This is a genomic window from Gudongella oleilytica (genome assembly GCF_004101785.1).
Lineage (GTDB): Bacteria > Bacillota > Clostridia > Tissierellales > Tissierellaceae > Gudongella > Gudongella oleilytica.
In genome coordinates this window covers 2241515-2268044 of record NZ_CP035130.1, presented here as the reverse complement: position 1 = coordinate 2268044, position 26530 = coordinate 2241515, and the positions used below count along the sequence as shown (strand labels likewise).

Below are 26530 nucleotides of genomic sequence, written 5' to 3'. Positions count from 1 at the left end.
TGAGATGAAAACTGTAAAGTTGACTATAGACGGAAAAGTTGCAGAGGTATCTGCTGAGTTGACCGTCCTTCAGGCTGCCAGGTCGGTGGGTATAGACATACCTGCACTCTGCTATGATGAAACGCTTGAGATATTTGGAGCCTGCAGGATGTGTGTGGTTGAGATAGAGGGCAGCAAGAAGCTCCAAACCTCATGCTCAACCCTTGTGAAGGACGGAATGATAGTAAAGACAGAAACAGAAAAGACAATAAATGCAAGAAGAGACGTGCTCCAGTTGTTGCTGGACAGCCATCCCAATGACTGCCTTACATGCCAGAAGGCAGGCGAATGCCTGCTTCAGAAATATGCCTACAAATACGACGTGGCATTCAGGAAGCATGATGGTGCAGTAAGGCCACAGCTTATGGATACCTCAAGCCCGTACATATTAAAGGACAACAGTAAGTGTATCCTCTGTGGTAAATGTGTCCTTGCCTGTTCGCAGGTATCAGACCGAAGGGTATTGGCTTTTGCTGAAAGAGGATATGACACCAGGATAATATTCGGAGCCGATGAATCAATAGAAGAGTCACCATGTGTGTCCTGCAACCGCTGTGTTGCCGTGTGTCCAGTAGGAGCATTGGTGGATAAGAGAGAATACAACAAGGTAAGAAGCTGGGAGTCACAGAAAAAGGTTGTCTCCTGCAAGGCATGCGAGTATGGATGTGAATTTGAGGTACATTCAGTAAAAAGGATGGGAATTTCTCTCGTTGCTAAAGCACCTGCAAATGGAAGACCCTTGTGCCTTAAGGGAAGGCTCGCAACTGAGCTTAAATATGTTGATGAGCCAGAGCCACCATATAGAAAAGTCGACGGCAAATTTATTAAGACAACATGGGATAAGGCTCTTGGCATTACCGAGCTTCTGGAGAAAATAGAAAAACTCGATAAAAACTCAGTAGAGGGAGGTGACACAGAATGAAGGTTACTATAAACGGAAAACCCTATGAGTTTCCTGAAAGAATAACTGTACTCCAGGCCTGCAGAGAGGCAGGGATAGATATTCCAACTCTGTGTCATGACGAAAGACTTAATCCATCAGGATCCTGCCGCCTTTGCGTGGTTGAGATAGATGGATGGAAAAGCCTGCATACATCATGCACGACATTGCTTAGAGAAGGCATGAAAATAAGCACCCATAGTGAGCCGGTCATAAGGGAAAGGCAGCAGCTGCTGGACTTTTTGATTTCCAACCACCCGCTGGAGTGTCTGAACTGCCAAAAATCGGGGCGATGCAAGCTTCAGGATTTCTGCTACGAGTATGGGATCACTGAGGGAACATACAGATGGTCATCAAGAACTCCAAAGTATGACGACACCAATCCATTCTATACCTTCGACTCCAGGAAGTGCATCCTATGCGGACTATGTGTAAGGGTTTGCGATGAGCTGCAGGGTACCACTGCAATAGGATTTGAGGAGCGGGGCTTTGAGACGAATGTGTCCACGCCCTTTGGAGACGGTCTTATAAATTCAACCTGTGTATCCTGTGGGAACTGCGTATCCGTGTGCCCTGTAGGTGCACTTGAGCCAAAGTCGAAGGAAAAATTCAGATACTGGGACACTCATAAGGTAAGAACTACCTGCTCCTACTGCGGAGTGGGCTGCCAGATGGATCTTGTTGTAAAGGGGAATAAGGTTGTTGGCGTTGATCCAGCAATGGATGCACACAATGAGGGACTTCTTTGTGTAAAGGGTAAATTCTCCTATAATTTCCTGTCACATCCTGATAGACTGACAAAACCCTTGATCAGGGAAAATGGAAAGTTCAGGGAAGCTTCCTGGGAGGAGGCATATAGCCTTATTACTGAAAAAATGAAGTCAGTTAAAACAAACCATGGATCAGAGGCCTTTGCAGGACTTACCTCGGCGAGATGTACAAATGAAGAAAATTACCTGTTCCAGAAGCTTTTCAGGGCAGTTCTCGGGACCAACAACGTAGACCATTGCGCACGCCTCTGACACGCCTCCACAGTTGCGGGTCTCGCAATAACACTGGGTAGCGGTGCAATGACTAACAGCATTCAGGAAATAAAGGCTGCGGATGCAATGTTTGTAATCGGATCCAACACCACTGAAAACCATCCGGTAATTGGAGCCATGATGAAGCAGGCGAAGAGGAATGGGGCAAAGCTTATAGTGGTTGATCCCAGAAGGATAGAGCTTGCTGATTACGCCGATGTGTATCTTAAGCTTAAACCTGGGACAAATATCGCCCTATTAAACGGGCTTATGCACGTGATCATAAGGGACGGGCTCCAGGACAATAGCTATATTAAGGAAAGAACTGAAAACTATGAGGAGCTTAAGAGACTGGTAGAGAGCTACACGCCGGAGAGAGTTGGAGATATCTGCGGTCTGGATCCAAAGGATATTGAAAAAGCAGCTCATATATACGGAAGTGCAAAAAAGGCAGGTATTTACTATACAATGGGAATTACCCAGCATACCACCGGCACTCATGCTGTAATGAATATATCTAATCTGGCGCTTTTATGCGGAAATGTGGGTATAGAATCTGCAGGGGTAAATCCATTAAGAGGGCAAAACAATGTTCAGGGAGCCTGCGATATGGGGGGACTGCCAGGAGATCTCCCTGGATATCAAAAGGTCCACAAGCCCGAGGTAATAGAGAAATTTCAAAATGCTTGGGACAGAGAGCTATCAGGGAAGGTCGGACTTACAATAACAGAAATGTTTGAGTCCATCGAAAAAGACAAGATTAAATTCCTCTATATAATGGGGGAAAATCCAATAGTCTCCGATCCGGACTCAAACCATGTAAGGCATGTTCTGGAGCATGTTGACTTCCTTGTAGTTCAGGATATTTTCCTTTCTGAAACAGCTGAGCTTGCTGATGTGGTCCTTCCTGCCGCAGCATTTGCTGAAAAGGATGGCACCTTCACAAATACAGAAAGAAGAGTCCAGAGAGTAAGAAAGGCAGTTGAAGCTCCTGGAGAGGCTAAGCCCGACTGGCAGATCCTTATGGAGATAATGAACCATATGGGATATGAGAAGCAATATTCCCATCCCGCGCGGATAATGGCAGAGGTGGCATCCCTCACCCCGTCCTATGCAGGAATCAACTATAAGAGACTTGAACATGGTGGACTGCAATGGCCTGTACCTAACGAGGAACACCCAGGAACCAGGTTCCTCCATAAGACAGCCATAGCAAGGGGAAGAGGCTTGTTCATGCCTGTCGAGCATGTAGACAGTGCTGAAATGCCTGACAGTGATTACCCATATATCCTTACCACAGGAAGGATCCTGTACCAGTACCACACAATGACTATGACAGGAAGAGAAGAAGGTCTTATGACCTTGGCGCCAAGCTCCTTTGTCGAGATAAATGAAACTACTGCAAATAAGCTTGGCATATCAGAAGGGGATATGATAAGGCTTACCTCAAGAAGGGGCGAAACTCATGCAAGGGCAAGGGTCACAGATAGAATCGGCGAAGATGTTGTATTCATGCCATTCCATTACTCTGAGGGGCAGGCAAATTACCTGACCAATACAGCAACTGACGAAATAGCAAAAATACCGGAGCTAAAGGTAGCAGCAGTAAGGATTGAAAGAGTTCAGGAGGTGCTATGATGGATTATGAACAGGTATTGAAATATGCTATGCAGATGGAGCTGGACGGCAGCAATTTCTTCAAGGAAAAGGCTGGACATTTCTCAAATCCGACCACACAAAAGTTGTTCCAGGATCTATCAGATGTTGAAATGGAGCATTATGCTTATTTGGAAAGACAGCTTAAGGCTTATGGGGACAACGGAGGCTTTGATACATCCGGGGAGGTCATGGACAGAGAAGAGGATATATTTAAAGCCAGAGAGGAATCAGAGCATATTGAGGAGACGCTTAAGGAGTCTGATATTCCTGATCTTACAATACTGAGGATGGCATATTTAATTGAGAGAGACTACAAGGAGTTCTATGAGAGAGCCGCCGAGTATGCTAAGGAAGAGGGGATAAAAGCAATATTCACTAAGCTCTCAAAATGGGAGGAAGGCCACGAAAGGATTTTCAAGTCTGAATACGACAGAAGGATGAAGGAATACATGACCCTTCCCTGGGGAGGTTAATATGTTTAAGGTAGGAATAATCACGGCAAGCGATAAGGGCTCCAGGGGAGACAGAGAGGATCTTTCAGGAGCGCTGATCAGGGATATCATGGAGAATAGAGGCTATCAGGTCGTAAGCTATAGGATACTTCCCGACGAAAAGGATCTATTGGCCCAGGAGATGATAAGACTTTCAGATGAGGTCATGGTAGACCTTATTCTTACAACCGGTGGTACTGGATTCAGTATGAGAGACGTTACTCCTGAGGCTACAATAAGTGTTTGCGACAGAATGGCTCCCGGGATATCGGAAGCAATAAGGGGACTAAGCCTTCAAATAACTCCTCGCGCTATGCTTTCAAGAGCGGTTTCCGGAATTCGCAAAAGCTCTCTGATAATAAATTTACCGGGAAGTCCGAAGGCTGTAAAAGAATCTCTGGATTTTATTATGGACAGCGTTCACCACGGATTGGAGATCATGACCGGAAGAGATGGAGAATGTGCAAGAAGCGGTGATTGATATGAAGCGTTTTGGTTCTGCAATAATCCTCGCTGGTGGAAAAAGCACCCGAATGGGCTTTGACAAACAGCTTCTTAGGCTTCGGGAAAGAAGTCTGATCGAAGGGCTTATTAGAAGACTTGGAGGCAGCTTTGACGAGACCATAGTGGTGACTAACAGACCAGAGCTGTACATTGGACTGGCAGACAAAATAACAGGTGATATAATCCCCGACATGGGCCCCTTATCAGGGATACATGCCGGGCTTTCTGCTGCTTCTTCGGAATATTCCTTCGTCATAGCCTGCGACATGCCTCAATTAAACACCAAATATATAGACTATATGATGGAGCTGCTGAATAAGAATGAGTCAATGGCTTGCATCACCAAATTCGGCGATTGGATCGAGCCCTTTAACGCTTTCTATAGTAAGGCTTTGATCGATCATATAGAAAGCTTTCTCATGGGGGGAGGAAAGGCTGTGCACAGACTTCTTATGAACCACAATGTTGAGTATATACCCGAGGAGGTTGCCAGGGGCTTCAGCCCTGACTGGGGAATGTTTTTTAATCTTAATACCCGCGAGGACCTTCTAAAGTATACAGAGGAGGGAACCTTTGTTGAAAACGACGAATAGGGTAATGGTTTCGCGGTGGAGAAGCGGAGAATCAACAATCGAAGAGGATCGGGTTATAGTCGAATACCCATTGACCATACACTTGAACGGTGAGGAGCTTGTTACTCTTTTATGCACGCCTACCTCTCTCAAGGAGTTGATAACAGGGTTCCTTTTGTCTGAAAGCTTCATAGACGATATAGATGAGATCATTGAGCTGAACGTAGAGGAAGAAGCAGGACAAGCCACCGTGAATACAGAAATAAAAAGACCGCTTAGGGAAAGGCTTATAGGGAGAAGGACCATAACCTCGGGCTGTGGAAAGGGCACCTCGTTCTATAATGCTGTAGATCAGACAAAGGCTATAAAAATACAGAAAAGAATGGAAATTCATCCAAGTATTGTGCTACAATTAATGAGAGAGTTCAATCGGAACTCTCTGCTCTTTCGGGATACTGGAGGTGTACATGGATGTGCCTTGTGCAATAGTTCGGAGCTCCTCTTTCAGGAGGAGGATATTGGAAGGCACAATGCAATGGACAAGCTTATCGGAAGAGCCAGGCTTGAGGGCAAAGAGTTGTCTGACAAGCTGGTGCTTACAACAGGAAGGGTATCCTCCGAGCTGCTAATAAAAGCAGCTAAGCAGGGAATACCTGTTATCGCTTCAAGGTCTGCACCTACAGAGCTGGCTGTCAGGCTGGCTCAGGAAACCGGAATTACACTGATCGGATTTGCAAGAGGAGACAAACTGAATATCTACAGCAATTTTCCGAGCACGAAGGTCTAAAGCATAGCCATGACCCAGTGCCGTCGGGTTTAGAGGGAAATCTCTGAGCCTCCCGTTTGGAAAGGAAGATGTTTATTAAGGCAACCTTTCTTTCTGGTTGTCTTTTTTGTTTCCCAAAATTAAAGGAGAGTGGTCATCATGAAAAAAACGCTTACATATGTACTTCTCCTCTTACTAATCCTTGGAACTGTGTCCGGTTGTGCACCAAAGACTGAAGCACCTGTAGAAGCGCCGGCAAATACTCCTGCAGAGGAGCCTGCAGCTGAGTCTGAACCTGTCGTTGAGGAAAGCATAATCCTCGCAACGACTACAAGTACACAAGACTCAGGACTTCTCGACTTTCTGCTCCCAATCTTCACCGAGGAGACCGGGATCGAAGTTAAGACAATTGCTGTTGGAACCGGAAACGCTCTGCAAATGGGAAGAGATGGCGAGGCTGACGTTCTTTTGGTCCACGCCAAGGCAGACGAGCTGAAGCTGGTTGAGGAAGGCCATGGTACAGTAAGGAATGACGTAATGTACAATGATTTTGTACTAGTGGGACCAGCTGATGGCGAAATTATCTATGGTAATGATATCGATGCAGCACTTGCAGCAATCAATGAAAAGGGACTCCAATTTGTATCGAGAGGAGATGACTCAGGAACTCACAAGAAGGAGCTGGGACTCTGGAAGGCACTTTCTATTGAGCCTGCTGGCGAGTGGTATATCGAAGCCGGTGCAGGTATGGGGGATGTCCTTAAGATAGCTGACGAAAGACAAGGATATACCCTGACCGACAGAGCGACCTACCTTGCACTTAAGGATACACTTCAACTGGAGGTCGTTGTCGAGGGAGATGAAGATCTTTTCAATCAGTATGGAATAATACCTGTCAATCCAAACAAGGGAGATATGATCAATGAGTCTGGAGCATTGAAGTTTATGGACTGGCTGATTTCAGAAGAAGGACAGGAGCTTATATCGCAATTTGGGGTCGAGGAATATGGCGAGCCTTTGTTTATACCAAACTATGGCAAATAGTTTCATATAAGCTTTATCAAGTAATTATACCAACAAAGGAGGTGAGGGATCATGGATTATATAGCACAGGGATTTGGAGAGGCAATAAGGCTTCTGTCTGGATTTGATAGCGAGGTGTATAGAATAATCATTCTGTCGCTTCTGGTATCCACAAGTGCTACCGTGGTCGCCTCCCTTATCTTTGTTCCTCTGGGGGTTTATCTTGGCATAAAGCCATTTAGAGGCAAAAGAATATTTTCAAGAACTGTATATACCTTCATGAGCATCCCCTCAGTGATCGTAGGTCTCGTGGTAGCACTGCTTCTGGCAAGAAGAGGGCCATTCGGATATTTAAGGCTTCTTTACACCCCTGCAGCGATGATAATCGCTCAGACGATACTTGTAATACCGCTTATACTTGGGCTTACATACAACCTATCCAAAAACAGAGGGATCCCTCTGGAGAAAGTTTCGAGGACCCTTGGAGGAAACAGACTCGATTCAGTGATACTGATTATTAGAGAATTAAAAATAGACATTCTCGTGAATGTTGCTACTGCATTTTCAAGAGCCATATCTGAAGTAGGGGCAGTAATGATAGTGGGCGGCAATATCAAGGGACAGACCCGGGTGATGACGACCGCAATATCAATGATGAACTCCATGGGAGATTATCCAATGGCAATTGCTCTTGGGATTATCCTGCTTGTGGTTTCCTTTGGGATCCACAGCCTGATTTACTCATATAGTCAGGAGGAAGAATAATGGAGATCAAGCTGATTGGAACTAGAAAAAAATACCGAAATTCGATGGTTTTAGATATAGATGAACTAACCGTCCCTCGCGGGATGATTACAGGGGTAACCGGCTCCAACGGGGCTGGAAAAACGACACTCCTGCATATAATTGCTGGACTTGACGACAGCTTCGAAGGGGAGGTAACCTATGACGGACTCCCTATAAGCAACCATATAAGAGAGTCGATGACACTCGTATTCCAAAAACCATATCTTTTTAGGAGGACGGTCTACGACAATATTGCCTATCCTCTGCAAATTCGCGCTAAGAGCAAGGAAAAAATAGATAAAGAAGTATTATGGGCAGCTGAAAGTCTTGGAATAGAGGAGCTGTTAAAAAAGAAAGGGCATCAACTCTCAGGTGGCGAGGCACAAAAGGTGGCTATGGCAAGAGCACTTTCCATAAGGCCCAGTCTTTTACTCCTGGATGAGCCAACCTCAAACTTGGACCCTGACTCAACCTTGAGGATGGAAGGGGCTATTAGAAGATACAACCATGAAACCGGTGCAACTATAGTTATTATAACCCACAATATGGAGCAGGCTGAAAGACTATGCCACAACCAAATCAAACTTGAATTGGGAAGGATGATATAAATGGAGTTCTTTAAGGTATCTTCAGTCGAAGACGCAAGAAAACTGGTTCTGGATGAATTCTCCGGATATACTCTCCAGAGTGAGGAATTGGAGCTGGAGAAGACCACAGGCAGGACTTTGTCCGAGGATGTGGTATCCGAAGAGGATGTGCCTGGATTTGACAGGTCAACGGTGGACGGTTATGCAATAGTAGCCGAGGACAGCCATGGTGCAACAGACTCTATCCCATCGCTTCTTATGATAAAGGGGGAGGTAAGGATGGGCGAGGAAGCTGCACTAACTATAAAAAGCGGTGAAACCGTTTATGTGCCAACAGGAGGGATGATCCCTAAAGGTGCAACGGCAATGGTGATGATAGAAAATACCGAAAAAATGGACGACAATACACTCCTTATCTACAAGCCCGTATCTGTAGGAGAGAATATTCTGTTTAAGGGAGAGGACGTCAGGGTCGGTCAGACGGTCCTTAGAAAGGGTTACAGGCTGACGCCTCAAGGTATAGGGGTGCTTGCAAGCCTCGGAATAACTAAGGCGAAGGTATATAAAAAGCCCAGGGTCCATATAATTTCAACAGGTGATGAGATAATCGAAATCAGGGATAAGCTAGATATTGGAAAGATAAGAGACATAAACTCCTATTCGATTGGTTCCCTGGTGGAGAGTCTTGGCGGAGAGATATCCGGGAGGGTTATAATCGGAGATGATTACGATCAGCTGCTTAAAGGAGTATTGGAAGGATTAGAAAAATGTGACATCCTTATACTTTCAGGAGGCAGCTCGGTTGGGACGAGAGATTATACGTACCAGGTAATAGAAGCTCTTGGCGGTAAAGGAGTACTTATACACGGACTTGCGATCAAACCTGGTAAGCCTACTATAGTTGGGGATGGAAGGGGTAAGCTGGTCGTTGGATTACCCGGCCATCCTGTTTCCTCCATAGTTGTCTTCAAGGCTATTGTTGAGCCATTTATAAGGAGTCTGATGAATAGGGAGGATATTCTCCCACAGGTTAGGGCTTTGGTGACACAAAACTTCCCATCCTCTCCAGGCAAGGAAACCTATCACATGGTACGCCTGGATAAGGAAGATGGAGAGTATCTGGCAATTCCAAGCTTTGGAAAGTCAGGCATGATAACCCTGCTTTCAGGCTCCCAGGGTTATATAGTGATCAAGGAGCACGAGGAGGGAGTCAATAAGGGCGAGCTAAGGGATGTATTCCTTATTTAGGAGGAGTTAAAATGGAAAGAACTACCTATATCGATAATGTGGATGTTGACGAGGCAAGGTCGAGATATCTGGACAGGCTTAAAATCTCAGGGAAGAGAGATATGGTTCCCACCTCAGAAGCGCTTGGAAGAGTGACCTTTGAGGCCGTATATGCATTGGTTTCGTCGCCTGGCTACAATGCGGCTGCCATGGATGGAATAGCCGTGGAGTCCAAGAAAACCGTAGGAGCAATAGAAAGCAGACCCATGACTCTTATTGAGGGTGAGGACTTCATCTATATCAACACTGGGAATCCAATTAAGGAACCCTATGATTCTGTGATAATGATCGAGGAGGTCCTTGAGAAAGGAAATGGAAGGGTTGAGATCCTTCAGCCCTCATACCCTTATCAGCATGTAAGACAGATTGGAGAGGACATCGTTGCAACAGAGATGATATTGCCGTCAAGGCATAAAATAAGACCTATGGATCTGGGAGCCTTGCTTTCAGGAGGCATAGCACAGGTGCCTGTATATGCTAAGCCGAGGGTGGGGATAATACCGACAGGTTCCGAGATCGTTGAGGAGATTTCTCAGGTGAGGGAAGGAACGATAATCGACTCAAATTCCTACGTATTCAAGGGCTTGGTAGAAAGCCTTGGAGGCATTGGAAATAGATACTCTCCAATGGAGGATGATTATGAGAAGCTAAAAAGGCTTATCCTTCTGGCGGTTGACGAGAATGATGTGGTATTGATAAATGCCGGTTCCTCTGCAGGGACGAAGGATTACACGGTCAACCTAATTAGAGAGCTTGGAGAAGTAGTTGTCCATGGCGTTGCAATGAAGCCGGGAAAGCCTACAATACTAGGAGTAATAAATGAAAAGCCGGTAATAGGAATACCGGGATATCCTGTCTCCGCCTTCATGGTTTTCGACATTTTCGCCAAACCAGTGATCCTAAAGTATCTGGGGGATCGGGGGGAGATATATGAGACTGTTAAGGCAACTATATCAAGGCGTCTGGTTTCATCGCTAAAAAACAAGGAAGTCATAAGAGTAAGCCTTGGACAGGTAGGGGACAGACTTATCGCAACACCACTTTCTGGTGGAGCGGGGGTAAGTATGAGCCTTGTAAAGGCTGATGGTCTTGGCATAATCCCAAGAAACGTTGAGGGATACGAAGCAGGAGACCAAATAGAGGTCGAGCTGCTCAAGCCTTTATCACAAATAAGAGACACCCTCGTATCGATCGGCAGTCATGACCTTGTAATGGACATTATAGGAGATATGATGAAGCTTTCATCCTCCCACGTCGGGAGTATGGGAGGGATTATGAGTCTTAGAAGAAACGAATGCCACCTTGCTCCCATACACCTGCTGGATATGGATACGGGAGAATACAATATAAGCTACATTAAAAAATATTTCCCGGGTAGAAAAATGGTTCTGATCAAGGGGATACAAAGGCTGCAAGGCTTTATTGTCAAAAAGGGCAACCCTAAGAAAATAGAAGGTACAGATGACCTCGTAAGAGAAGATGTAGTATTCGCCAACAGGCAAAGAGGGGCAGGAACAAGAGTGCTCCTCGATTACAGGCTGCAGCTCTCAGGTATACAGCCTGGGGATATCAGGGGATATCAAAGAGAGCTCTCAACTCATATGGCCGTGGCTTCTGCTGTTTTGACGGGATCCGCCGATACGGGACTTGGCGTGCTTTCAGCAGCTAACGCAATGGGCTTGGACTTTGTGCCTCTGGCAGATGAAGACTATGACTTCCTTATTGACGGGGAATCCCTGGAAATGGATTTGGTAATTGAGTTCATAAGGATTATCAAGTCCGAGGAATTTAAAAACAGGATAACTGAAATGGGAGGCTATGGGTTCAATAGAACTGGTGAAATAATTTGGATAGATTGAGGGTGATTATATGAAGGACAGCTTTGGAAGAGAAATCAATTATCTAAGGATATCACTTACCGACAGATGCAATCTTAGATGTGAATACTGCATGCCCAAGGATGGGATCAAAAATAAGGTTACACATGACGGGATGCTCTCTCTGGAGGAGCTCTATCAGGTTACAGAAGCTTTTGTAAATTTGGGGATATCAAAGATAAGGTTTACAGGAGGGGAACCTCTGGTCAGGTATGGGGCAGTCGATCTCATGGGTAAGGTAGGCGAGCTGGATGGGGTTAGAGAGGTCACTCTTACTACAAATGGAATCCTGCTTGACCAGTATGCCGAGGAGTTGGTGAAGGCTGGAGTGAATAGGATCAACATCAGTCTCGATACTCTTGATGAGGAGAAATACAGCCTGATCACAAGAGGCGGTAATCTTCACAGGGTACTTGCAGGGATAAGAAGGGTCAAGGAGCTTGGAATGAAGCCAATAAAGCTAAATACAGTCCTCATTGGCGGCTTTAATGACGATGAGATCTGTGATTTTGTGGAGCTGACCAGGGATGGCTCTATAGATGTCAGATTCATCGAGCTTATGCCAATAGGTGAGGCTGCATCCTTCGCCAAGTCCAAGTTTATACCCAATTCAACTGTTCTGGAGAAAGTTCCTGGACTGGTTCCGATAGACAGGGAGGATCCATCTTCACCGGCAACGTACTACAGACTTAAAGATGCCGAGGGTAAGGTTGGACTTATAAACCCTATATCCTGCAAGTTCTGTGCTAACTGCAACAGAGTAAGGCTCACCGCAACAGGGAAGCTCAAGCTGTGCCTTCATTCAGATAGAGAGATCGACCTTAGGAGGATAATACGCGAAGGAGGAGACCTTGAGCAAACTATAGAAAATGCCATCCTCACTAAGGATGAGGAGCACCACCTTGAGAACCAGGAATATATCAAGCGAAGCATGAACTCGATAGGAGGTTGAGATATGGAGCTTACTCATTTCAATGAAGAAGGCAGAGCAAGGATGGTTGAGGTAGGAGAAAAGGACGACACAAAAAGGACTGCAGTGGCCTCCGGCAGGATCAGGATGAATGAAAATACCCTTCAAAGGATAAAGGACGGCCAGATCAAGAAAGGCGATGTACTTGGAGTAGCTCAGGTGGCAGGAATAATGGCTGCCAAGAAAACGGGCGATCTGATTCCTATGTGCCATAACATCTTTCTTACAGGAGTAGACATAAGCTTCTCTCTTGGTGACAGTTGGGTGGATATAACTGCCGAAGCAAGAACCGTAGGAAAAACAGGTGTAGAGATGGAAGCACTTACAGCAGCTTCTGTAGCTGCACTTACCATTTATGATATGTGCAAGGCTATCGATAAGGATATGATAATTGAGGACATAAAGCTAATGAAAAAAACTGGAGGGAAATCTGGAGAATATATGCGAACAGAAAAGGGGAAGGTAGTTTCAGTAAATATCTCTGATACAAAGGGAGTTGTAAAGGAGCCTGTTGAAAAGGGGAGCTTCATAAAAAATCATGGACTCGAAAACGATGCTCATGCCGGAGACTGGCACAGGCAGGTCAGCCTTCTCGGCGTTGAAAGCTTCAACAAAATGAGGGATATGGGAATGGATGACCTGAAATATGGTGATTTTGCAGAGAATCTTACAACGGAGGGAATAATCCTCTACGAGCTTCCGATTGGAACAAAGCTTAAGATTGGAAACACTCTTCACGAGGTCACTCAAATAGGGAAGGAATGCCACAAGGGCTGTGCAATACAGGTAAAGGTAGGGAAATGCGTAATGCCTAAGGAGGGGATATTTACCAAGGTCCTTGAAGGGGGCATTATCAGGCCTGGAGATGAAATAGAAATAATATAGTTAAAAAGAAGAAATCCAGGACATTTTGTCCTGGATTTTCAGTAAGGAGGAGAATAATGAAAAGCTTAAGCATCTATATTATGCACTGACTTCTTCAAACTTTATATAATTCAGTTGCTTTGTATCCTTGATAATCTCATAGCCCACATAACCATTGTCAATAAGCTCCTTCTGCTTATCCAGGTTTGCCCACTTGGATACAACCAGATCCACAGGATTCAATGACCTCCTGTTCAGATCGCTGTGAAGGATAAATCTCCATAGACCTTCTTCGCCGTCCTCTTCGGAGCCATACTTCTTCTTAAGAGCCTTGATCTTTAAACCATTCATCATGACGTTGTAAAGGCTGTAGAAATTATAAGGCGAGACTGTACACATCAAGTGTCTGTACCCTTCGGCCTTTACCATTTTTGCCGCTGCATCGAGAGTAAGACTTTGCAAGCCATTACCTCTGTACTTTGGATCCACAACTGTAGTCTCAAGGTGAACCACCTTCTCCAGCTGGTCCTCCTTCATATTTATATCGTAGCCTAAATTTCTCTCTTCATTGCCTGGGAACGCGATATATCTGTAGGCCACCAGACGGTCTCTGCTGTTAAGCACTCCTATTATCCTTGCTCCCTTTTCCATATCGGCGAGCATATCATCATAAGAATCGATGTATAAGACCTCCTTGTTGGGGAGGTTGTCATAAACGAACTGTTGGAGTTCAATTACCTCGTTTAGCCTATTTTTCCCAAGAAGCTTCATCTTGTACTCCTCGAGCTCCATATTTCCATGTTTATTCTTAATTAGATTTCCCTTACCAAGTACCATCTGTTGTCCTCCTTTCTTAAACAATCAACAACCTCCAACTTAATATAAGGTTGTAGGTTTATTATATATGCATTTTAAAATTTTGTCAATAATATTTTTCCAAAGATCAAAGCCACCAGGGACGGTCCTTTTTGGCAGGAATTGTTTATTATTTTAGAAAACGCCAGCCAAAAAGGACCGTCCCTGGTGGTTTTTTGTTGCTCTGAAAATGGGTATAAAATGTACCGGAGGTGTATCAAATGCACAAAAAGTATACTAAACCATCTAAGGAAGAAATAAGGAATAAACTATCGGAGCTGTCTTACCTGGTTACACAGGAAAGCTACACTGAAAGGCCTCACACTCACGAGTATGACCAATTATTTGAAGAAGGGATCTATGTGGATATAGTATCAGGGGAGCCATTGTTTTCCTCAAAGGATAAATTTGATGCAGGATGCGGCTGGCCAAGCTTCTCTAAGCCTCTGGAAAGTGAACATCTCGTCGAGAAAAAGGACTTCACCCACTTTATGGTAAGAACTGAGGTAAGGAGCAGGGACGCTGACTCTCATCTCGGACATGTGTTCAACGACGGACCGAGGAATATGGGGGGATTGAGATATTGCATAAACGGTGCATCTCTAAGGTTTATCCCAAAGGCTGACATGGAGAAGGAAGGCTATGAAGAATACTTGTTGCTGTTTGAATAACAAAAGGGATCGGATGTTTCTCCGATCCCTAATCATAAAACTATCTAATTAGAACATCTTTGTGCTCCAACCCTCGCAGTTCCATACCTCCGTTGCAACTTCCCTGTAGAACTCAGGCTCGTGGGATATCAAAAGGATCCCGCCTTTATATGCCTTAAGGGCTCTCATCAGCTCTTCCTTTGCATCCACATCAAGGTGGTTTGTTGGCTCATCCAGAAGCAGGATATTGGTAGGTCTGTTCATGATCTTGCAAAGTCTTACCTTGGCCTGCTCTCCTCCGCTAAGGACCATTACCTTGGATTCAATGTGCTTCGTCGTAAGTCCGCACTTTGCCAAAGCGCTTCTTACCTCATATTGTGTCCAGCCGGGAAATTCCTGCCAAATCTCCTCAATACAGGTGTTGTTCCCAGGGACCATTTCTTGCTGGAAATAGCCTATCTCCAGATTGTCCCCAAGGATTGCCTCTCCTGAATACGCAGGTATAAGCCCAAGTATCGATTTTAAGAGTGTCGTCTTTCCCAATCCATTTGCCCCGGTTAGAGCAATTTTTTGCCCTCTCTCAAGTATTAGATCCAGGGGCTTGGTCAAAGGCTCACCATAACCGATTACAAGCTCCCTGGTCTGAAAGATCAGCTTATTGGCAGTTCTTCCCTCCTTGAAGCTGAACTGTGGCTTTGGCTTCTCCCTTGCGAGCTCAATTATCTCCATCTTATCCAGCTTCTTCTGTCTCGACATAGCCATATTCCTTGTCGCAACGCTGGCCTTGTTCCTTCTCACGAAGTCCTCAAGATCAGCGATCTCCTGCTGCTGTCTGTTATAGGCTGCCTCAAGCTGAGCTTTTTTCGCTTCATAAAGCCGCTGGAAATCATCGTAATTTCCCACATATCTGTTAAGCTCCTTGTCTTCAACATGATACACGAGATTTATTACACTGTTTAGAAATGGAATATCGTGAGATATAAGGATAAAGGCGTTTTCGTATTCCTGAAGATATCTTCTAAGCCAGACTATATGCTGCTCGTCAAGATAATTCGTAGGCTCATCCAGCATCAGTATATCGGGCTTTTCAAGGAGCAGCTTAGTTAGGAGAACCTTAGTTCGCTGACCTCCGCTTAGATCAGTTACCTCCCTTTCCAGTCCTATATCATCCAGCCCTAATCCCTTGGAGATTTCCTCGATCTTTGCATCGATTATATAAAAGTCATTGTGATCCAGTATATCCTGGATGGTACCAACATCCTCAAGCATTGTCTGGAGTTCATCTTCATCCACTTCGCCCATTTTCATATACATATCCTGCATCTCAGCCTCAAGGTCGAACAGATACTGGAAAGCAGTTCTTAGAACATCCCTGATGGTCATTCCCTTCTCAAGGACCGAGTGTTGGTCAAGATATCCTACCCTGACTCTTTTGGACCATTCGATTTGCCCTTCGTCCGGCTCAAGCTTACCGGTTATGATATTCATAAATGATGATTTGCCTTCCCCGTTTGCCCCTATAAGCCCTACGTGCTCTCCCTTCAGAAGTCTGAAGTTGACATTTTTCAATATTTCACGGTCTCCAAAACCATGAGATAGATTTGTTACGGTTAAAATACTCATCGATAGCTCCTTTCGATTAATCCTCAAAAGATTATACAAAAAAAGGTGCCCCAAGTCCACAACATTTACAGCATGATGTGACTTGAGTGTTTGAAGGAGACAGCAATATGGATATATATTGAGATAGTACTAAACGAGGAGGAATATACATATGGACGAAAAGACATTGGAAAAACTTTTGAAGGATCAACAGGACGAGATAACCGCTCATCACATATACAAGAAACTTGCAGAGGCCGTTAAGGACGAAGCTAACCGGAGGATAGTCCTTCAGGTGGCTGACGATGAGCTTTCTCACTATAAAAGACTTCGACAGGTTACCGGAAAGGAATTAAAGCCAGAAAAATTAAAGGTTATTTTATCCAATTGGATGATAAGGATATTTGGCTTGACCTTTGGCATCAAGTTTCTGGAGCAGAGCGAAGGAAAGGCTGTTAAAAGCTATAGAGAGATTGATGAGAGCCTGACATTCATGGATAAAATAATCGAGGACGAGGAGAGGCACGAGGAAGAGCTTATAGCAATGATCGATGAGGAAAAATTGAACTACATAGGCTCTGTAGTGCTTGGGTTAAACGATGCACTTGTTGAGCTTACTGGAGCCCTTGCCGGATACACCTTTGCATTTCAGAATACCAGGCTAATCGCACTGACCGGACTAATAACAGGAATAAGCGCATCACTTTCAATGGCTGCCAGTGAATACCTTTCCACAAGACAGGAAGGCGGGGATGATGCCCTTAAATCTGCCCTTTATACCGGCTCAGCATACGTGTTTACCGTAATATTTCTGATATTGCCATTTCTCCTGATACAAAATCCATTTATTAGTCTGGTGGCTTCGCTGGTTGTAGCTGTGCTAATAATATTCATATTCAACTACTATATATCAGTTGCCAAGGACTATGACTTTAAGAGAAGATTCGGAGAGATGGCTGCCATATCCCTTGGAGTGGCCGGGATATCATTTTTGATCGGAGTACTGGTCAAGCAATTCATCGGAATCGAGGTATAACAGATAGATTTTACATGTAAAGTGCCTCTATTTCCTGAATCCGCAATATTTCCCTTGCAATTTTGGGAATTGAAGGATATACTCTAAAGGTTAACGATAAGGAGGAATTTTGTTTTAATGGAAAATTTGAGATTTGAAGAAATGCAATTGTCAGAGGGCGTAAAGAAGGGAATCAAAGCTATGGGCTTTGAGGAAGCATCTCCGATACAGACCCAGGCCATACCTGTGCTTCTTGATGGCAGGGATATAATCGGACAGGCACAGACCGGTACCGGTAAAACAGCGGCCTTTGGGATACCCTTGCTTGAAATGTGCGACCCCCACGACAAGACTCTGCAGGCGCTGATTCTGTGTCCTACCAGGGAGCTGTCCATCCAGGTTGCTGAGGAGATAGGCAAGCTTGGGAAGTATATGAGGGGATTGAACATCCTCCCGGTTTACGGAGGGCAGCCAATAGACAGACAAATAAGAGCCCTCAAAAGCGGTGTCCAGATAGTCGTTGGAACACCGGGAAGGGTAATAGACCATATAAATCGAAGGACGTTGAAGCCCGGAACTGTTAAGTTCATGGTGCTTGATGAGGCTGACGAAATGTTCGACATGGGCTTTAGAGATGATATTGAGCTGGTAATGAACACTCTGCCAACAGAGAGACAGACCATATTCTTCTCAGCCACTATGCCGGATGAAATCAGAAGGTTTGCGGCTAAATATCAGTCCGATCCGGAATTCATAAAGGTTGTGCACAAGGAGCTGACCGTTCCAAAGGTCGAGCAGGCCTATTTTGAGCTTAAGTCCCATATGAAGACTGAGATCCTGAGCAGGCTGGTGGATATCTATAATCCTAAGCTCACCATAGTATTCTGTAATACAAAGAAGAAGGTGGACGAGCTTACAGCGGAGCTTCAGGGAAGAGGCTACTTTGCAGACGGTCTCCATGGTGATTTGAAGCAGAGCCAGAGAGACACCGTAATGGGCAAGTTCAGAAAGGGCACCATCGATATCCTTATCGCAACTGATGTTGCAGCAAGAGGACTTGACGTTGATGACGTAGATATGGTAATAAACTATGATATGCCTCAGGACGAGGAATATTATGTACACAGGATCGGCCGAACTGCAAGAGCTGGAAGGTCTGGGAAAGCATTTAGCTTTGTAGCTGGCAGAGAAATCTACAAGCTAAAGGATGTGCAGAAGTATACCAAGACAACAATTGAGAGAAGAGATCTGCCAACTCTTAAGGACATTCAGGCACAGTATACCGAGAGCATAACTCAGAAAATCAGGGAGAGTCTTGATTCTGCTGATCTCTCAAAATACTCAGGAATAATAGATACGCTGCTTCAGGAGGAATACAACTCCTTTGATGTGGCAAGTGCTCTATTGAAGATGTATGTTGAAGAAAACAAGCTGTTTGAAGGACATGAAGAGCTTGAGATGGTCGATACTGGCAAGAAGATGAGAACATCTGATTCCAGAGATGGGAGAGACACAGGGAATAGACAGAAATATTCAGGTAATACCACAAGACTCCACGTCAACCTTGGCAAGGAGCAGGGCTTCAGCCCAAGACACCTCCTTTCGGCAATATTTCAGGAGACGGGATTGTCCAAGAAGCTGATCGGAAATATAGATGTTTATGATAAGTTTACCTTTATGGAAGTGGACAGTGGTTATGCAGATGTTGTTATCGCTGGGCTTAATGGCAAGAAGATAAAGGGCCTTAAGGTCAGAGTCGAAAGAGCGAGCGAAAAAAAGAAGAGAAAATAGCAACCAACGGAGCTAATGATGGCTCCGTTTTCTTATTATTGTCCCTCTCAGGCCATTTTCCTCTCCCATTGAAATCCGCTTCAGATTAGGCAGGTGCTTAAGCACACTTTGGATTGTCATCCCCAGGGTCATTATGTCGATTCCTCTAAACACTCGTCCAAAAATATATGCAAACTGAAGGCAGCCGATAAGGTATCCAATAGCAGCCATTAAAAGATAGCTCATATATATCCCATCCTTTCTAAAATATTATAGCACAGCAATTGGAAGCACTTAAGATTGGCTATTGCGAAACAAATTGGGAGATGGAAAAAAATTAAGCAAAATTCAAATTGATTTATAAATTTTGACCCAGGTCAAAGTAATATATAAAACCAGATGCTACAGTATAATCAATAGAAAAACAAGGAGGAGATAAAAATGATAAAGAAAACATATCAATTGGAAACACTAACATGTCCATCATGTACTATGAAGCTGGGGGGGATGCTCAAACAAACAGAGGGAGTGGAGGAGTACGAGGTATTTTTCAATACCTCAAAGATCAAGCTGACCTATGATGAAAGTATCGTTGATTCAGAGACAATAAAGAATAAAATTGCCAGATTGGGTTTCGAGGTATTGAAGGAAAAATAGGGGTGTGAGGGATATGCCAAAGCTAAATAAAAAGAATAAGGTCATCCTGGCAGCTGTTCTTGTCTCTGTATCTTTTCTTCTTAAGGAGCTAATGGGCTACGATCCTCTGACTATAGTATTTATGCTCGCAACAACAGCTGTTGCAGGGATACCGATATTCAAGAAAGCCTTTGAGGCACTTAAGTATAGAATCGTCGGGATAGATGCCCTGGTTACCATCGCAGTTACCGGAGCGCTTTTTATTGGGGAATACTGGGAAGCCGCAGCTGTTACCTTCCTGTTTATGTTTGGAGATTATCTTGAGTCAAGAACCATAGAAAAGACCAGATCATCAATAAAAGCACTTCTGGATCTTGCACCTGACACAGCCAGAGTTATTCGTGACGGGACAGAGATTGAGCTTGACCCCGAGGATGTTATAGAAGGAGACATAGTAATAGTAAAGCCTGGAGAAAAAATCTCAGTAGACGGTACAATAGTCGAGGGGAATGCTTATGTCAATCAGGCCGCAATCACAGGGGAATCCCTGCCATTAAACAAGGAAGTGGAGGATGGAGTATTTTCGGGGACCATAGTGGAGTCAGGATATCTGAAAATAAGAGCTGACAAAATTGGAGACGACACAACTTTTGCCAGGATATTGGAAATGGTTGAGGAAGCTCAGGATAAAAAAGCCAAGACCCAGAAGTTTCTGGAGAGATTCTCAAGATATTATACTCCAGGGATCATAGTCCTTGCAGCTGCATTATACTTTTTTACCAGAGATTTGGTGCTTTCGCTTACGCTTCTTGTAATTGCCTGTCCGGGAGCACTGGTGATTTCCACTCCGGTCTCCATAGTTGCAGGTATTGGAAATGGCGCAAAGCACGGAGTACTTGTAAAGGGCGGAGAAATAATGGAAAAGCTTGGAACAATAAAGGTCATTGCCTTTGACAAGACCGGAACCCTGACAATTGGGAAGCCTACTGTAACTGAAGTGGCAGCATTTGGAATAGAGAAGAATGAGCTTTTGAGGATAGCGGCTATTGGGGAGGGCTATTCTGAGCATCCCCTGGGCAGAGCAATAATCAACTATGCAAGTGAGCAGCTGGGGTCAATAGAAGGACACCCGGAAGAAGCCGAAATGGTTACCGGACAGGGGATAAGGGCTAAAATAGAGCGCCAGGTTTACCTGCTTGGCAATAGAAAGCTATTCAATGAGAATGGTTATGATCTTGAAAAGTACGAGGAGATCCTCCGATCCGAGGAGGATAAGGGACAGACTGCAGTTATAGTTGGGGCAGAGGGGAATGTATTGGGTATCATAGCCATAGCTGATGTAGTTCGTGAGGATGCAAAGAAGCTTATAAAGAATCTTAAGGAACAAGGCATTAGTAAAGTGGTAATGCTTACCGGAGACAACGAAAGAGCAGCAAAAGCAATCGCCAAGGAATTGGAGCTGGACGGATACTATGCTGAGCTTCTTCCTCAGGATAAGGTGAGGGTATTGATGGAGCTTCAGGAGAAATATGGTCCCGCAGGGATGGTGGGTGACGGAGTCAACGATGCTCCCGCCCTTGCATCTGCAGAGCTTGGGATCGCAGTCGGAGGTGCCGGGAAGGATGTCGCAATGGAGACTGCCGATGTAATTCTGATGAGCGAGGAGATAAGAAAGCTTTCCCACGCTATCGGACTGAGCAGGGCAACGGTTAGAAATATGAAGCAAAACATATACTTTGCCATAGCAGTAGCAGCATTACTCTTAATGGGTGTTTTGGTAAAGACTGTGAACCTATCCTTAGGGATGCTTGTTCATGAAATGAGTGTTCTTCTGGTTATAATAAATGCAGTGAGGCTTCTGGGCTTTGGAGATAAGGGAAGCAGCAGGAAGAAGGTACTTCAGACAGGAGAATGATCATGAAATGTAATTGCGGTGATAGAGGACAAAACTGTATAGAAATGGTTCCAATATTCAGCAATCTGACAAAAGATGAGATGTTGGAGATCGCAATGATAACCTCAGAGAAAGAGTTGGACAAAGGCGACACCATCTACTCAGCTGGATTTCTTACTGACAGCCTCTACGTAATCCACAAGGGAAGGGTAAAGATAGTGAGACTCAATGAATCAGGCAAGGAGCAGATAATAAGAGTGCTTGGTCCAGGGCAATTCATCGGTGAACTTGCTATCTTCAACCGCGAGCCCGCATCAGACAGCGCCATAGCTATTGAGAAGACCATAATGTGTAAGATAGACGGTCAGGACATCAAATCTCTCATGGCAAGATTTCCTTCGATAGCCTTCAAAATATTGGAGGAGTTAAGCCAAAGGCTCCAGAAAGCTGAAGCTCTTGTGGAAGACATAAGCCTTTCATCGGTTGAAAAACGTGTTGCCAAGAGTATCCTGCAAATGGATACAGAGGATATTGTAAAGCTTCAGATGAGCAAGGGAGATTGGGCATCTCACCTTGGAATGAGCCAGGAGACTCTTTCACGAAAGTTGACAGCCTTTCAGGATCAGGGCTTGATAGAGCTGGTTGGACATAGAGGGATAAGGATCATAAACCGGGAAGGTCTTGAGGATATCCAGTAAAGCAAAACAAAAAGCCCCTTAAGGGCTTTGATGTCCACTAACCTAGATATTTATCCTCAAGAGACTTCAAGCTGGAGAGAGAATGATTCTGGATACCATCATCCAGAGCCTTTTTTTCAACTATTTCGCAGTCTGCATCGACCTTTTGCTTGGTTTCATGGCTAAGCATATTCTGGGCGAATTTGTATAGGGCAGTATTCTCTTTCTCTATATGTCTGTCAAGTAGGTCAGTATAGGCTATGGCATTGGCAATAATATCGAGCCTTGCCCGATCTTCTCCAGCCCTAAATGCCTCAACTCCCTTGAGAAGATTTGCTATAAACAACCTGCCCTGGTCGTGCTCAATGTACATCCCGGTTATAGCACCTGATTTGGCAAGCTTCTGGATCTCGGAGTTCATCGCTTCAAACAGTATGTCCTCTTCTTTTCCGTGGTGGAGCTTATCAGCATAATTTTTTATAAAATCCGTGACTGGGCCAAAGTCCTCAAGACTGAAGTCTCCATTAGTAAGGACCCTGTAAGAGATTTCTCTGACAACCTTTAGCATTCTTCGTATATTTTCGTGCTCATTAACCATAATATCAATTGATTTCATATCGACACCCCACATATGTTTGATCGTATTGATGTTACCCAATATGTAATGTGTATAACAATAGAGTAATAAAAAAGAGGAGGTTTTGTTATGAGTTTTAAAATGACAGACAAGGTCACCTGGGTAGGCAAAATCGACTGGGAACTGAGACGTTTCCATGGAGACGAGTACTCAACAGATAAGGGTACCTCCTATAACTCCTATCTTATCAGAGACAAGAAGACAGTACTTATCGACACAGTTTGGGAGCCTTATGCTCATGAATTCATCGCAAATTTGAAAAGAGAGATCGACCTGAAGGAAATCGACTACATCATAGCTCAGCACGGTGAAAGCGACCACAGCGGCGCTCTCCCCCTATTGCTTAAGGAGATCCCAGGGACGCCTGTTTACTGTACGAAGAACGGAAGAAAGATACTCGAAGGCCACTACCACGAGGACTGGAACTTTGTAGAGGTTAAAACAGGGGATACGCTTGAAATCGGAGATTCAACCTTAACCTTTGTGGAAGCAAGGATGCTTCACTGGCCTGACAGCATGATGACTTATATGAGCGGGGACAATATCCTTTTCTCCAACGACGCCTTCGGCCAGCACTACGCATCTGAGTTTATGTATAACGACAAGGTGGATCAGTGCGAGCTTTATGTTGAAGCCCTTAAATACTATGCAAACATACTGACTCCATTCAGCAAGCTTGTCACCATGAAGATAAATGAGGTATTGAGCTTCAACCTTCCACTTAGCATGATCGCAACGTCACACGGTATAATATGGAGGGATGATCCTGCACAGATAGTCCATAAGTATCTTGAATGGGCAAATGATTATCAGGAAAACCAGATATCCTTGGTGTATGACTCTATGTGGCATGGTACCAGACGTATGGCAGAGGCTATTGCAGAGGGCATCCGCGAGGAGGATCCCGAGGTTACGGTCAAACTGTTCAACGCTGCAATAACTGACAAGAACGATATCATAGCTGAGATATTCAAATCAAAGGGAGTTCTTTTCGGATCATCAACTGTGAACAAGAGTATCCAGCATGCTGTAGGCGGGATATTGGATATGATCAGGGGTCTTGACTTCAAGAACAAAAAGGCATCCAGCTTCGGCTCTTACGGTTGGAGCGGTGAGTCAGTCCAGATACTATCTGACAGACTTGAAGCTTCGGGCTTCGAGATAGTCCAGCCGGGAATCAAGGCTCTTTGGAATCCGGACCAATCGGCAAAAGCAGAGTGTTTCGAATTCGGCAAGAGCTTTGCAAAGAGCTTCAAATAAATATTCCAAAGACGGGATCTGATCCCGTCTTTTTAGTGTAGAAAATGATTTATTGGGGTAATATGTCCTCATAGTGAAAAGAGAGGGCTTGGTAATATGAAGATCGTAGTAGCTCCCTGCGGAATCCGGGAAAGGATGACGCCAAAGGAAATGGCAGATCATATAGAAAAGGGAATAAGAAGGGCAGCTCCTGAAGCAGAGATCAAATTATACCCTCTTCTTAAAGGTGATGATCCGCTTGAACAGTTGACAGCCTTTGGAGGAACACTAATCGAAGCGGATGCTTCAGATCCATTGGGCAGATCTATCAAGGCAAGCTATGGAGTCTTTCGTGACAAGTTTACCCTAATAGATCTGAAGCAAGCCTCAGGTCTTGGGAGACTTACCGAAGAGGAGAGAAATCCGCTTCTTACATCCACTTTCGGAACAGGACAGCTAATTTTAGATGCTCTTGATCGGGGTTTGAGAGAGTTCTTCATATTTACGAAGGGAACTGCAACGAATGATGGCGGGATTGGTATTCTTTCTGCCATCGGATACAGATTCTTTGGAAGTGATGGAGAATCGGTACCATTAAATGGCAAGGGTCTGTATGCCATAAGGTCCATCGATGAAAAATCCGCAGACGAAAGGCTTAAGGAGTGCAGTTTCACACTTGTTACAGACTATATAAACCTGTACTCCGGAGTACGGGGGATAGCTTATGGATATGGACCATTAAAGGGCGCAAGTCCACTTATGGTACAATCTCTTGACAGAGGGTTGAGAAACTATGCCATTGAGGTAGAAAAAGCTACCGGAGTCGATGTGGAAAAGATAAGAGGTACAGGAGCAGGAGGAGGAACCGGTGCCGGGCTTGTGGCATTTTTAAAAGCTGATATAATATCATTTGTGGAAGCATTCAGGATAATAACTGGAGCAGATGACGATATCAGGTCAGCAGACCTGGTCATAACCGGTGCCGGGAAGGCAGGGAGCCTGGATAAAATCCACAAGGGTATGATGGCAACTGCACAGATGAGTCAGAGAAACCATATACCCTTGGTTGGGCTATTTGGATATCTGGATGATAACTACAACGAACTATATACCAGAGGCTTCTCGGGGATCTATGCTTTGTACAACGATAAAAATCCCACGGATATACAATGGGATAAAGCAGGGATGCTGCTGGAAAGAATGTCTGAGGCTGTAGTACAGCTTACAATGGAATGAATGGAGAACAACGGGGATGGATGGGAAAAGATACACAAATCTTAGCTCAGAGCTAAGACGGGTATTTGGTGAGAAGGTGGGAAAGCTTGCTCTGGATGGAGGATTCACATGTCCGAACAGAGACGGCAGACTTGGAAACAGAGGCTGCATATATTGCGGCGAAAGAGGTGCAGGTGAGTTCACCCATAAAAAAATACCCATTTCAGAGCAGATAAGATTCCAGACCTTAGACAACTATAAAAAGTGGGGAGCAAGTAAGTACATTGCATACTTTCAGTCCTTCACAAATACCTATGCTCCTTTGGACAGGCTTAAGGAGCTATATGATGAAGCACTGGCGAATCCTGGGATAGTAGGTCTTGCTATAGCCACCAGACCTGACTGCCTGCCCGAGGATGTTCTCGACTATCTTGAGGAGCTCAATAGGCGAACGTACCTATGGGTCGAGCTTGGACTTCAGACAATCCATCAAGACACAGCAAGCTTGATACGCAGAAGGTATCCTCTTTCTGCTTATGATGAGGCAGTAGAAAAATTAAAGGAAAGAAAGCTTCGTACAGTCACACACCTTATACTTGGACTTCCAGGCGAAACCAGTGAGAAAATACTTGAATCGGTTGACCATGTTGCAAAAACCGGGACCTGGGGGATCAAGCTTCATTCACTGTATATCCAAAGAGATACCGATCTCTATGGATTATATAAGAAGGACCCTTTTCCTCTTATGGATAAGGAAGATTATGTCAAGCTGGCCTCAGAAGCCCTGACGAGACTTTCTGAAGATATGGTGGTCCACAGGATAACAGGAGATGGAGAAAAAAGTCTTTTATACAAGCCTGAGTGGAGTGCTGATAAGCTGGGGGTCATCTCCTCGATCGATAGGTATATGAAGGAAAATAATTTGAAGCAAGGGTGCCGATTTAAATTGTAAT

General features: G+C 44.6%; 26 protein-coding genes, 1 pseudogene and 1 riboswitch. Of the genes and pseudogenes, 23 read left to right on the top strand and 4 right to left on the bottom strand.

Annotation, left to right across the window (positions count from 1 at the left end):
• Window positions 1-4: 4 nt before the first annotated feature.
• From EC328_RS10975 to EC328_RS11765, 14 genes and pseudogenes are all read left to right on the top strand, one after another.
• A complete protein-coding gene (locus tag EC328_RS10975; RefSeq protein ID WP_128426833.1) occupies window positions 5-961 on the top strand; it encodes an NADH-quinone oxidoreductase subunit G in 957 nt (318 codons plus the stop codon).
• Window positions 958-3639 carry a formate dehydrogenase subunit alpha gene (gene fdhF / locus EC328_RS10970; RefSeq protein ID WP_128426832.1) on the top strand — a complete coding sequence of 894 codons (2682 nt, stop codon included), beginning with the start codon at window positions 958-960 and terminating at the stop codon, window positions 3637-3639. Before EC328_RS10975 ends, fdhF begins: the two co-directional genes overlap by 4 nt.
• Window positions 3639-4133, top strand: coding sequence for a ferritin-like domain-containing protein (locus EC328_RS10965; RefSeq protein WP_240671491.1), 495 nt, complete (start codon window positions 3639-3641; stop codon window positions 4131-4133). The genes fdhF and EC328_RS10965 overlap by 1 nt, the downstream gene beginning before the upstream one ends.
• Window position 4134: 1 nt before the next feature.
• Window positions 4135-4632, top strand: a complete 498-nt coding sequence (locus tag EC328_RS10960; protein WP_128426830.1) for a MogA/MoaB family molybdenum cofactor biosynthesis protein — start codon at window positions 4135-4137, stop codon at window positions 4630-4632.
• A 1-nt stretch (window position 4633) separates the two neighbouring features.
• Window positions 4634-5248: a molybdenum cofactor guanylyltransferase gene (gene mobA / locus EC328_RS10955; RefSeq protein ID WP_128426829.1), complete on the top strand. Its 615-nt coding sequence runs from the start codon at window positions 4634-4636 to the stop codon at window positions 5246-5248.
• Window positions 5232-6014, top strand: coding sequence for a formate dehydrogenase accessory sulfurtransferase FdhD (fdhD, locus tag EC328_RS10950; protein WP_240671490.1), 783 nt, complete (start codon window positions 5232-5234; stop codon window positions 6012-6014). The genes mobA and fdhD overlap by 17 nt, the downstream gene beginning before the upstream one ends.
• Window positions 5983-6097, top strand: a riboswitch (molybdenum cofactor riboswitch). (Overlaps the previous gene by 32 nt.)
• 55 nt (window positions 6098-6152) lie before the next feature.
• Window positions 6153-7037 carry an ABC transporter substrate-binding protein gene (locus tag EC328_RS10945; protein ID WP_128426828.1) on the top strand — a complete coding sequence of 295 codons (885 nt, stop codon included), beginning with the start codon at window positions 6153-6155 and terminating at the stop codon, window positions 7035-7037.
• A 51-nt stretch (window positions 7038-7088) separates the two neighbouring features.
• Window positions 7089-7781, top strand: a complete 693-nt coding sequence (locus tag EC328_RS10940; protein ID WP_128426827.1) for an ABC transporter permease — start codon at window positions 7089-7091, stop codon at window positions 7779-7781.
• On the top strand, window positions 7781-8410 hold the full coding sequence (locus tag EC328_RS10935) for an ABC transporter ATP-binding protein (RefSeq protein WP_128426826.1): 630 nt from the start codon (window positions 7781-7783) through the stop codon (window positions 8408-8410). Before EC328_RS10940 ends, EC328_RS10935 begins: the two co-directional genes overlap by 1 nt.
• On the top strand, window positions 8411-9637 hold the full coding sequence (locus EC328_RS10930; protein WP_128426825.1) for a molybdopterin molybdotransferase MoeA: 1227 nt from the start codon (window positions 8411-8413) through the stop codon (window positions 9635-9637). It begins immediately after the preceding gene.
• Window positions 9638-9648: 11 nt separating this feature from the next.
• Entirely contained in the window at window positions 9649-11535 is a 1887-nt protein-coding gene (locus tag EC328_RS10925) for a molybdopterin biosynthesis protein (RefSeq protein WP_128426824.1), read from the top strand.
• Between the two features lie 10 nt (window positions 11536-11545).
• Window positions 11546-12505 (top strand): GTP 3',8-cyclase MoaA, encoded by a 960-nt coding sequence (gene moaA, locus EC328_RS10920; protein ID WP_128426823.1) that lies wholly within the window; start codon window positions 11546-11548, stop codon window positions 12503-12505.
• Window positions 12506-12508: 3 nt separating this feature from the next.
• Window positions 12509-12961, top strand: a pseudogene (gene moaC, locus EC328_RS11770) (cyclic pyranopterin monophosphate synthase MoaC); the annotation flags it as partial.
• A gap of 3 nt (window positions 12962-12964) precedes the next feature.
• Window positions 12965-13408, top strand: coding sequence for an MOSC domain-containing protein (locus tag EC328_RS11765; protein ID WP_240671561.1), 444 nt, complete (start codon window positions 12965-12967; stop codon window positions 13406-13408).
• A 78-nt stretch (window positions 13409-13486) separates the two neighbouring features.
• Here EC328_RS11765 and EC328_RS10910 read toward each other — a convergent pair whose 3' ends face one another.
• Window positions 13487-14224: a GNAT family N-acetyltransferase gene (locus EC328_RS10910; RefSeq protein WP_128426821.1), complete on the bottom strand. Its 738-nt coding sequence runs from the start codon at window positions 14222-14224 to the stop codon at window positions 13487-13489.
• Between the two features lie 239 nt (window positions 14225-14463).
• On the opposite strand from EC328_RS10910, the gene msrB reads away from it, so the two are divergent.
• The gene (gene msrB, locus EC328_RS10905; RefSeq protein ID WP_128426820.1) at window positions 14464-14913 is read left to right on the top strand and encodes a peptide-methionine (R)-S-oxide reductase MsrB; all 450 of its coding nucleotides are present in this window, start codon (window positions 14464-14466) and stop codon (window positions 14911-14913) included.
• Window positions 14914-14961: 48 nt separating this feature from the next.
• Here msrB and EC328_RS10900 read toward each other — a convergent pair whose 3' ends face one another.
• Complete coding sequence (locus EC328_RS10900; RefSeq protein ID WP_128426819.1) at window positions 14962-16515, bottom strand: ABC-F family ATP-binding cassette domain-containing protein; 1554 nt, start codon at window positions 16513-16515, stop codon at window positions 14962-14964.
• A gap of 151 nt (window positions 16516-16666) precedes the next feature.
• On the opposite strand from EC328_RS10900, the gene EC328_RS10895 reads away from it, so the two are divergent.
• Complete coding sequence (locus EC328_RS10895) at window positions 16667-17530, top strand: VIT1/CCC1 transporter family protein (protein ID WP_128426818.1); 864 nt, start codon at window positions 16667-16669, stop codon at window positions 17528-17530.
• Between the two features lie 117 nt (window positions 17531-17647).
• Window positions 17648-19300, top strand: coding sequence for a DEAD/DEAH box helicase (locus tag EC328_RS10890; RefSeq protein ID WP_128426817.1), 1653 nt, complete (start codon window positions 17648-17650; stop codon window positions 19298-19300).
• Between the two features lie 12 nt (window positions 19301-19312).
• On the opposite strand, the gene EC328_RS10885 is transcribed toward EC328_RS10890, so the two are convergent.
• Window positions 19313-19525, bottom strand: coding sequence for a hypothetical protein (locus tag EC328_RS10885; protein WP_128426816.1), 213 nt, complete (start codon window positions 19523-19525; stop codon window positions 19313-19315).
• Window positions 19526-19720: 195 nt separating this feature from the next.
• Here EC328_RS10885 and EC328_RS10880 point away from each other — a divergent pair, with 195 nt between their 5' ends.
• The 3 genes from EC328_RS10880 to EC328_RS10870 are packed head-to-tail and all read left to right on the top strand — an operon-like array spanning window position 19721 to window position 22507.
• Window positions 19721-19936, top strand: coding sequence for a heavy-metal-associated domain-containing protein (locus EC328_RS10880; protein ID WP_128426815.1), 216 nt, complete (start codon window positions 19721-19723; stop codon window positions 19934-19936).
• A gap of 13 nt (window positions 19937-19949) precedes the next feature.
• Entirely contained in the window at window positions 19950-21830 is a 1881-nt protein-coding gene (locus EC328_RS10875) for a heavy metal translocating P-type ATPase (RefSeq protein ID WP_128426814.1), read from the top strand.
• Window positions 21831-21832: 2 nt separating this feature from the next.
• Window positions 21833-22507, top strand: coding sequence for a Crp/Fnr family transcriptional regulator (locus EC328_RS10870; RefSeq protein ID WP_128426813.1), 675 nt, complete (start codon window positions 21833-21835; stop codon window positions 22505-22507).
• A 37-nt stretch (window positions 22508-22544) separates the two neighbouring features.
• Here the strand turns inward: EC328_RS10870 and EC328_RS10865 are convergent, their stop codons facing one another.
• The gene (locus tag EC328_RS10865; RefSeq protein WP_128426812.1) at window positions 22545-23102 is read right to left on the bottom strand and encodes a hemerythrin domain-containing protein; all 558 of its coding nucleotides are present in this window, start codon (window positions 23100-23102) and stop codon (window positions 22545-22547) included.
• A 90-nt stretch (window positions 23103-23192) separates the two neighbouring features.
• Here EC328_RS10865 and EC328_RS10860 point away from each other — a divergent pair, with 90 nt between their 5' ends.
• The 3 genes from EC328_RS10860 to mnmL all read left to right on the top strand — a co-directional run bounded on the left by EC328_RS10860 (window position 23193) and on the right by mnmL (window position 26529).
• Window positions 23193-24383, top strand: a complete 1191-nt coding sequence (locus EC328_RS10860; protein WP_128426811.1) for an anaerobic nitric oxide reductase flavorubredoxin — start codon at window positions 23193-23195, stop codon at window positions 24381-24383.
• 96 nt (window positions 24384-24479) lie between these two features.
• On the top strand, window positions 24480-25598 hold the full coding sequence (locus EC328_RS10855) for a glycerate kinase (protein ID WP_128426810.1): 1119 nt from the start codon (window positions 24480-24482) through the stop codon (window positions 25596-25598).
• Window positions 25599-25614: 16 nt separating this feature from the next.
• Complete coding sequence (gene mnmL, locus EC328_RS10850; protein ID WP_128426809.1) at window positions 25615-26529, top strand: tRNA modification radical SAM protein MnmL/YtqA; 915 nt, start codon at window positions 25615-25617, stop codon at window positions 26527-26529.
• Window position 26530 lies beyond the last annotated feature (1 nt).

Bases quoted from the DNA above. Each gene is read 5' to 3' on its own strand.
- EC328_RS10975 (WP_128426833.1), top strand. From the start codon at position 5: ATGAAAACTGTAAAGTTGACTATAGACGGAAAAGTTGCAGAGGTATCT.
- EC328_RS10965 (WP_240671491.1), top strand. From the start codon at position 3,639: ATGGATTATGAACAGGTATTGAAATATGCTATGCAGATGGAGCTGGAC.
- EC328_RS10960 (WP_128426830.1), top strand. From the start codon at position 4,135: ATGTTTAAGGTAGGAATAATCACGGCAAGCGATAAGGGCTCCAGGGGA.
- mobA (WP_128426829.1), top strand. From the start codon at position 4,634: ATGAAGCGTTTTGGTTCTGCAATAATCCTCGCTGGTGGAAAAAGCACC.
- EC328_RS10945 (WP_128426828.1), top strand. From the start codon at position 6,153: ATGAAAAAAACGCTTACATATGTACTTCTCCTCTTACTAATCCTTGGA.
- EC328_RS10940 (WP_128426827.1), top strand. From the start codon at position 7,089: ATGGATTATATAGCACAGGGATTTGGAGAGGCAATAAGGCTTCTGTCT.
- EC328_RS10935 (WP_128426826.1), top strand. From the start codon at position 7,781: ATGGAGATCAAGCTGATTGGAACTAGAAAAAAATACCGAAATTCGATG.
- EC328_RS10930 (WP_128426825.1), top strand. From the start codon at position 8,411: ATGGAGTTCTTTAAGGTATCTTCAGTCGAAGACGCAAGAAAACTGGTT.
- EC328_RS10925 (WP_128426824.1), top strand. From the start codon at position 9,649: ATGGAAAGAACTACCTATATCGATAATGTGGATGTTGACGAGGCAAGG.
- moaA (WP_128426823.1), top strand. From the start codon at position 11,546: ATGAAGGACAGCTTTGGAAGAGAAATCAATTATCTAAGGATATCACTT.
- EC328_RS11765 (WP_240671561.1), top strand. From the start codon at position 12,965: ATGCGAACAGAAAAGGGGAAGGTAGTTTCAGTAAATATCTCTGATACA.
- EC328_RS10910 (WP_128426821.1), bottom strand. From the start codon at position 14,224: ATGGTACTTGGTAAGGGAAATCTAATTAAGAATAAACATGGAAATATG.
- msrB (WP_128426820.1), top strand. From the start codon at position 14,464: ATGCACAAAAAGTATACTAAACCATCTAAGGAAGAAATAAGGAATAAA.
- EC328_RS10900 (WP_128426819.1), bottom strand. From the start codon at position 16,515: ATGAGTATTTTAACCGTAACAAATCTATCTCATGGTTTTGGAGACCGT.
- EC328_RS10895 (WP_128426818.1), top strand. From the start codon at position 16,667: ATGGACGAAAAGACATTGGAAAAACTTTTGAAGGATCAACAGGACGAG.
- EC328_RS10890 (WP_128426817.1), top strand. From the start codon at position 17,648: ATGGAAAATTTGAGATTTGAAGAAATGCAATTGTCAGAGGGCGTAAAG.
- EC328_RS10885 (WP_128426816.1), bottom strand. From the start codon at position 19,525: ATGAGCTATCTTTTAATGGCTGCTATTGGATACCTTATCGGCTGCCTT.
- EC328_RS10880 (WP_128426815.1), top strand. From the start codon at position 19,721: ATGATAAAGAAAACATATCAATTGGAAACACTAACATGTCCATCATGT.
- EC328_RS10875 (WP_128426814.1), top strand. From the start codon at position 19,950: ATGCCAAAGCTAAATAAAAAGAATAAGGTCATCCTGGCAGCTGTTCTT.
- EC328_RS10870 (WP_128426813.1), top strand. From the start codon at position 21,833: ATGAAATGTAATTGCGGTGATAGAGGACAAAACTGTATAGAAATGGTT.
- EC328_RS10865 (WP_128426812.1), bottom strand. From the start codon at position 23,102: ATGAAATCAATTGATATTATGGTTAATGAGCACGAAAATATACGAAGA.
- EC328_RS10860 (WP_128426811.1), top strand. From the start codon at position 23,193: ATGAGTTTTAAAATGACAGACAAGGTCACCTGGGTAGGCAAAATCGAC.
- EC328_RS10855 (WP_128426810.1), top strand. From the start codon at position 24,480: ATGAAGATCGTAGTAGCTCCCTGCGGAATCCGGGAAAGGATGACGCCA.
- mnmL (WP_128426809.1), top strand. From the start codon at position 25,615: ATGGATGGGAAAAGATACACAAATCTTAGCTCAGAGCTAAGACGGGTA.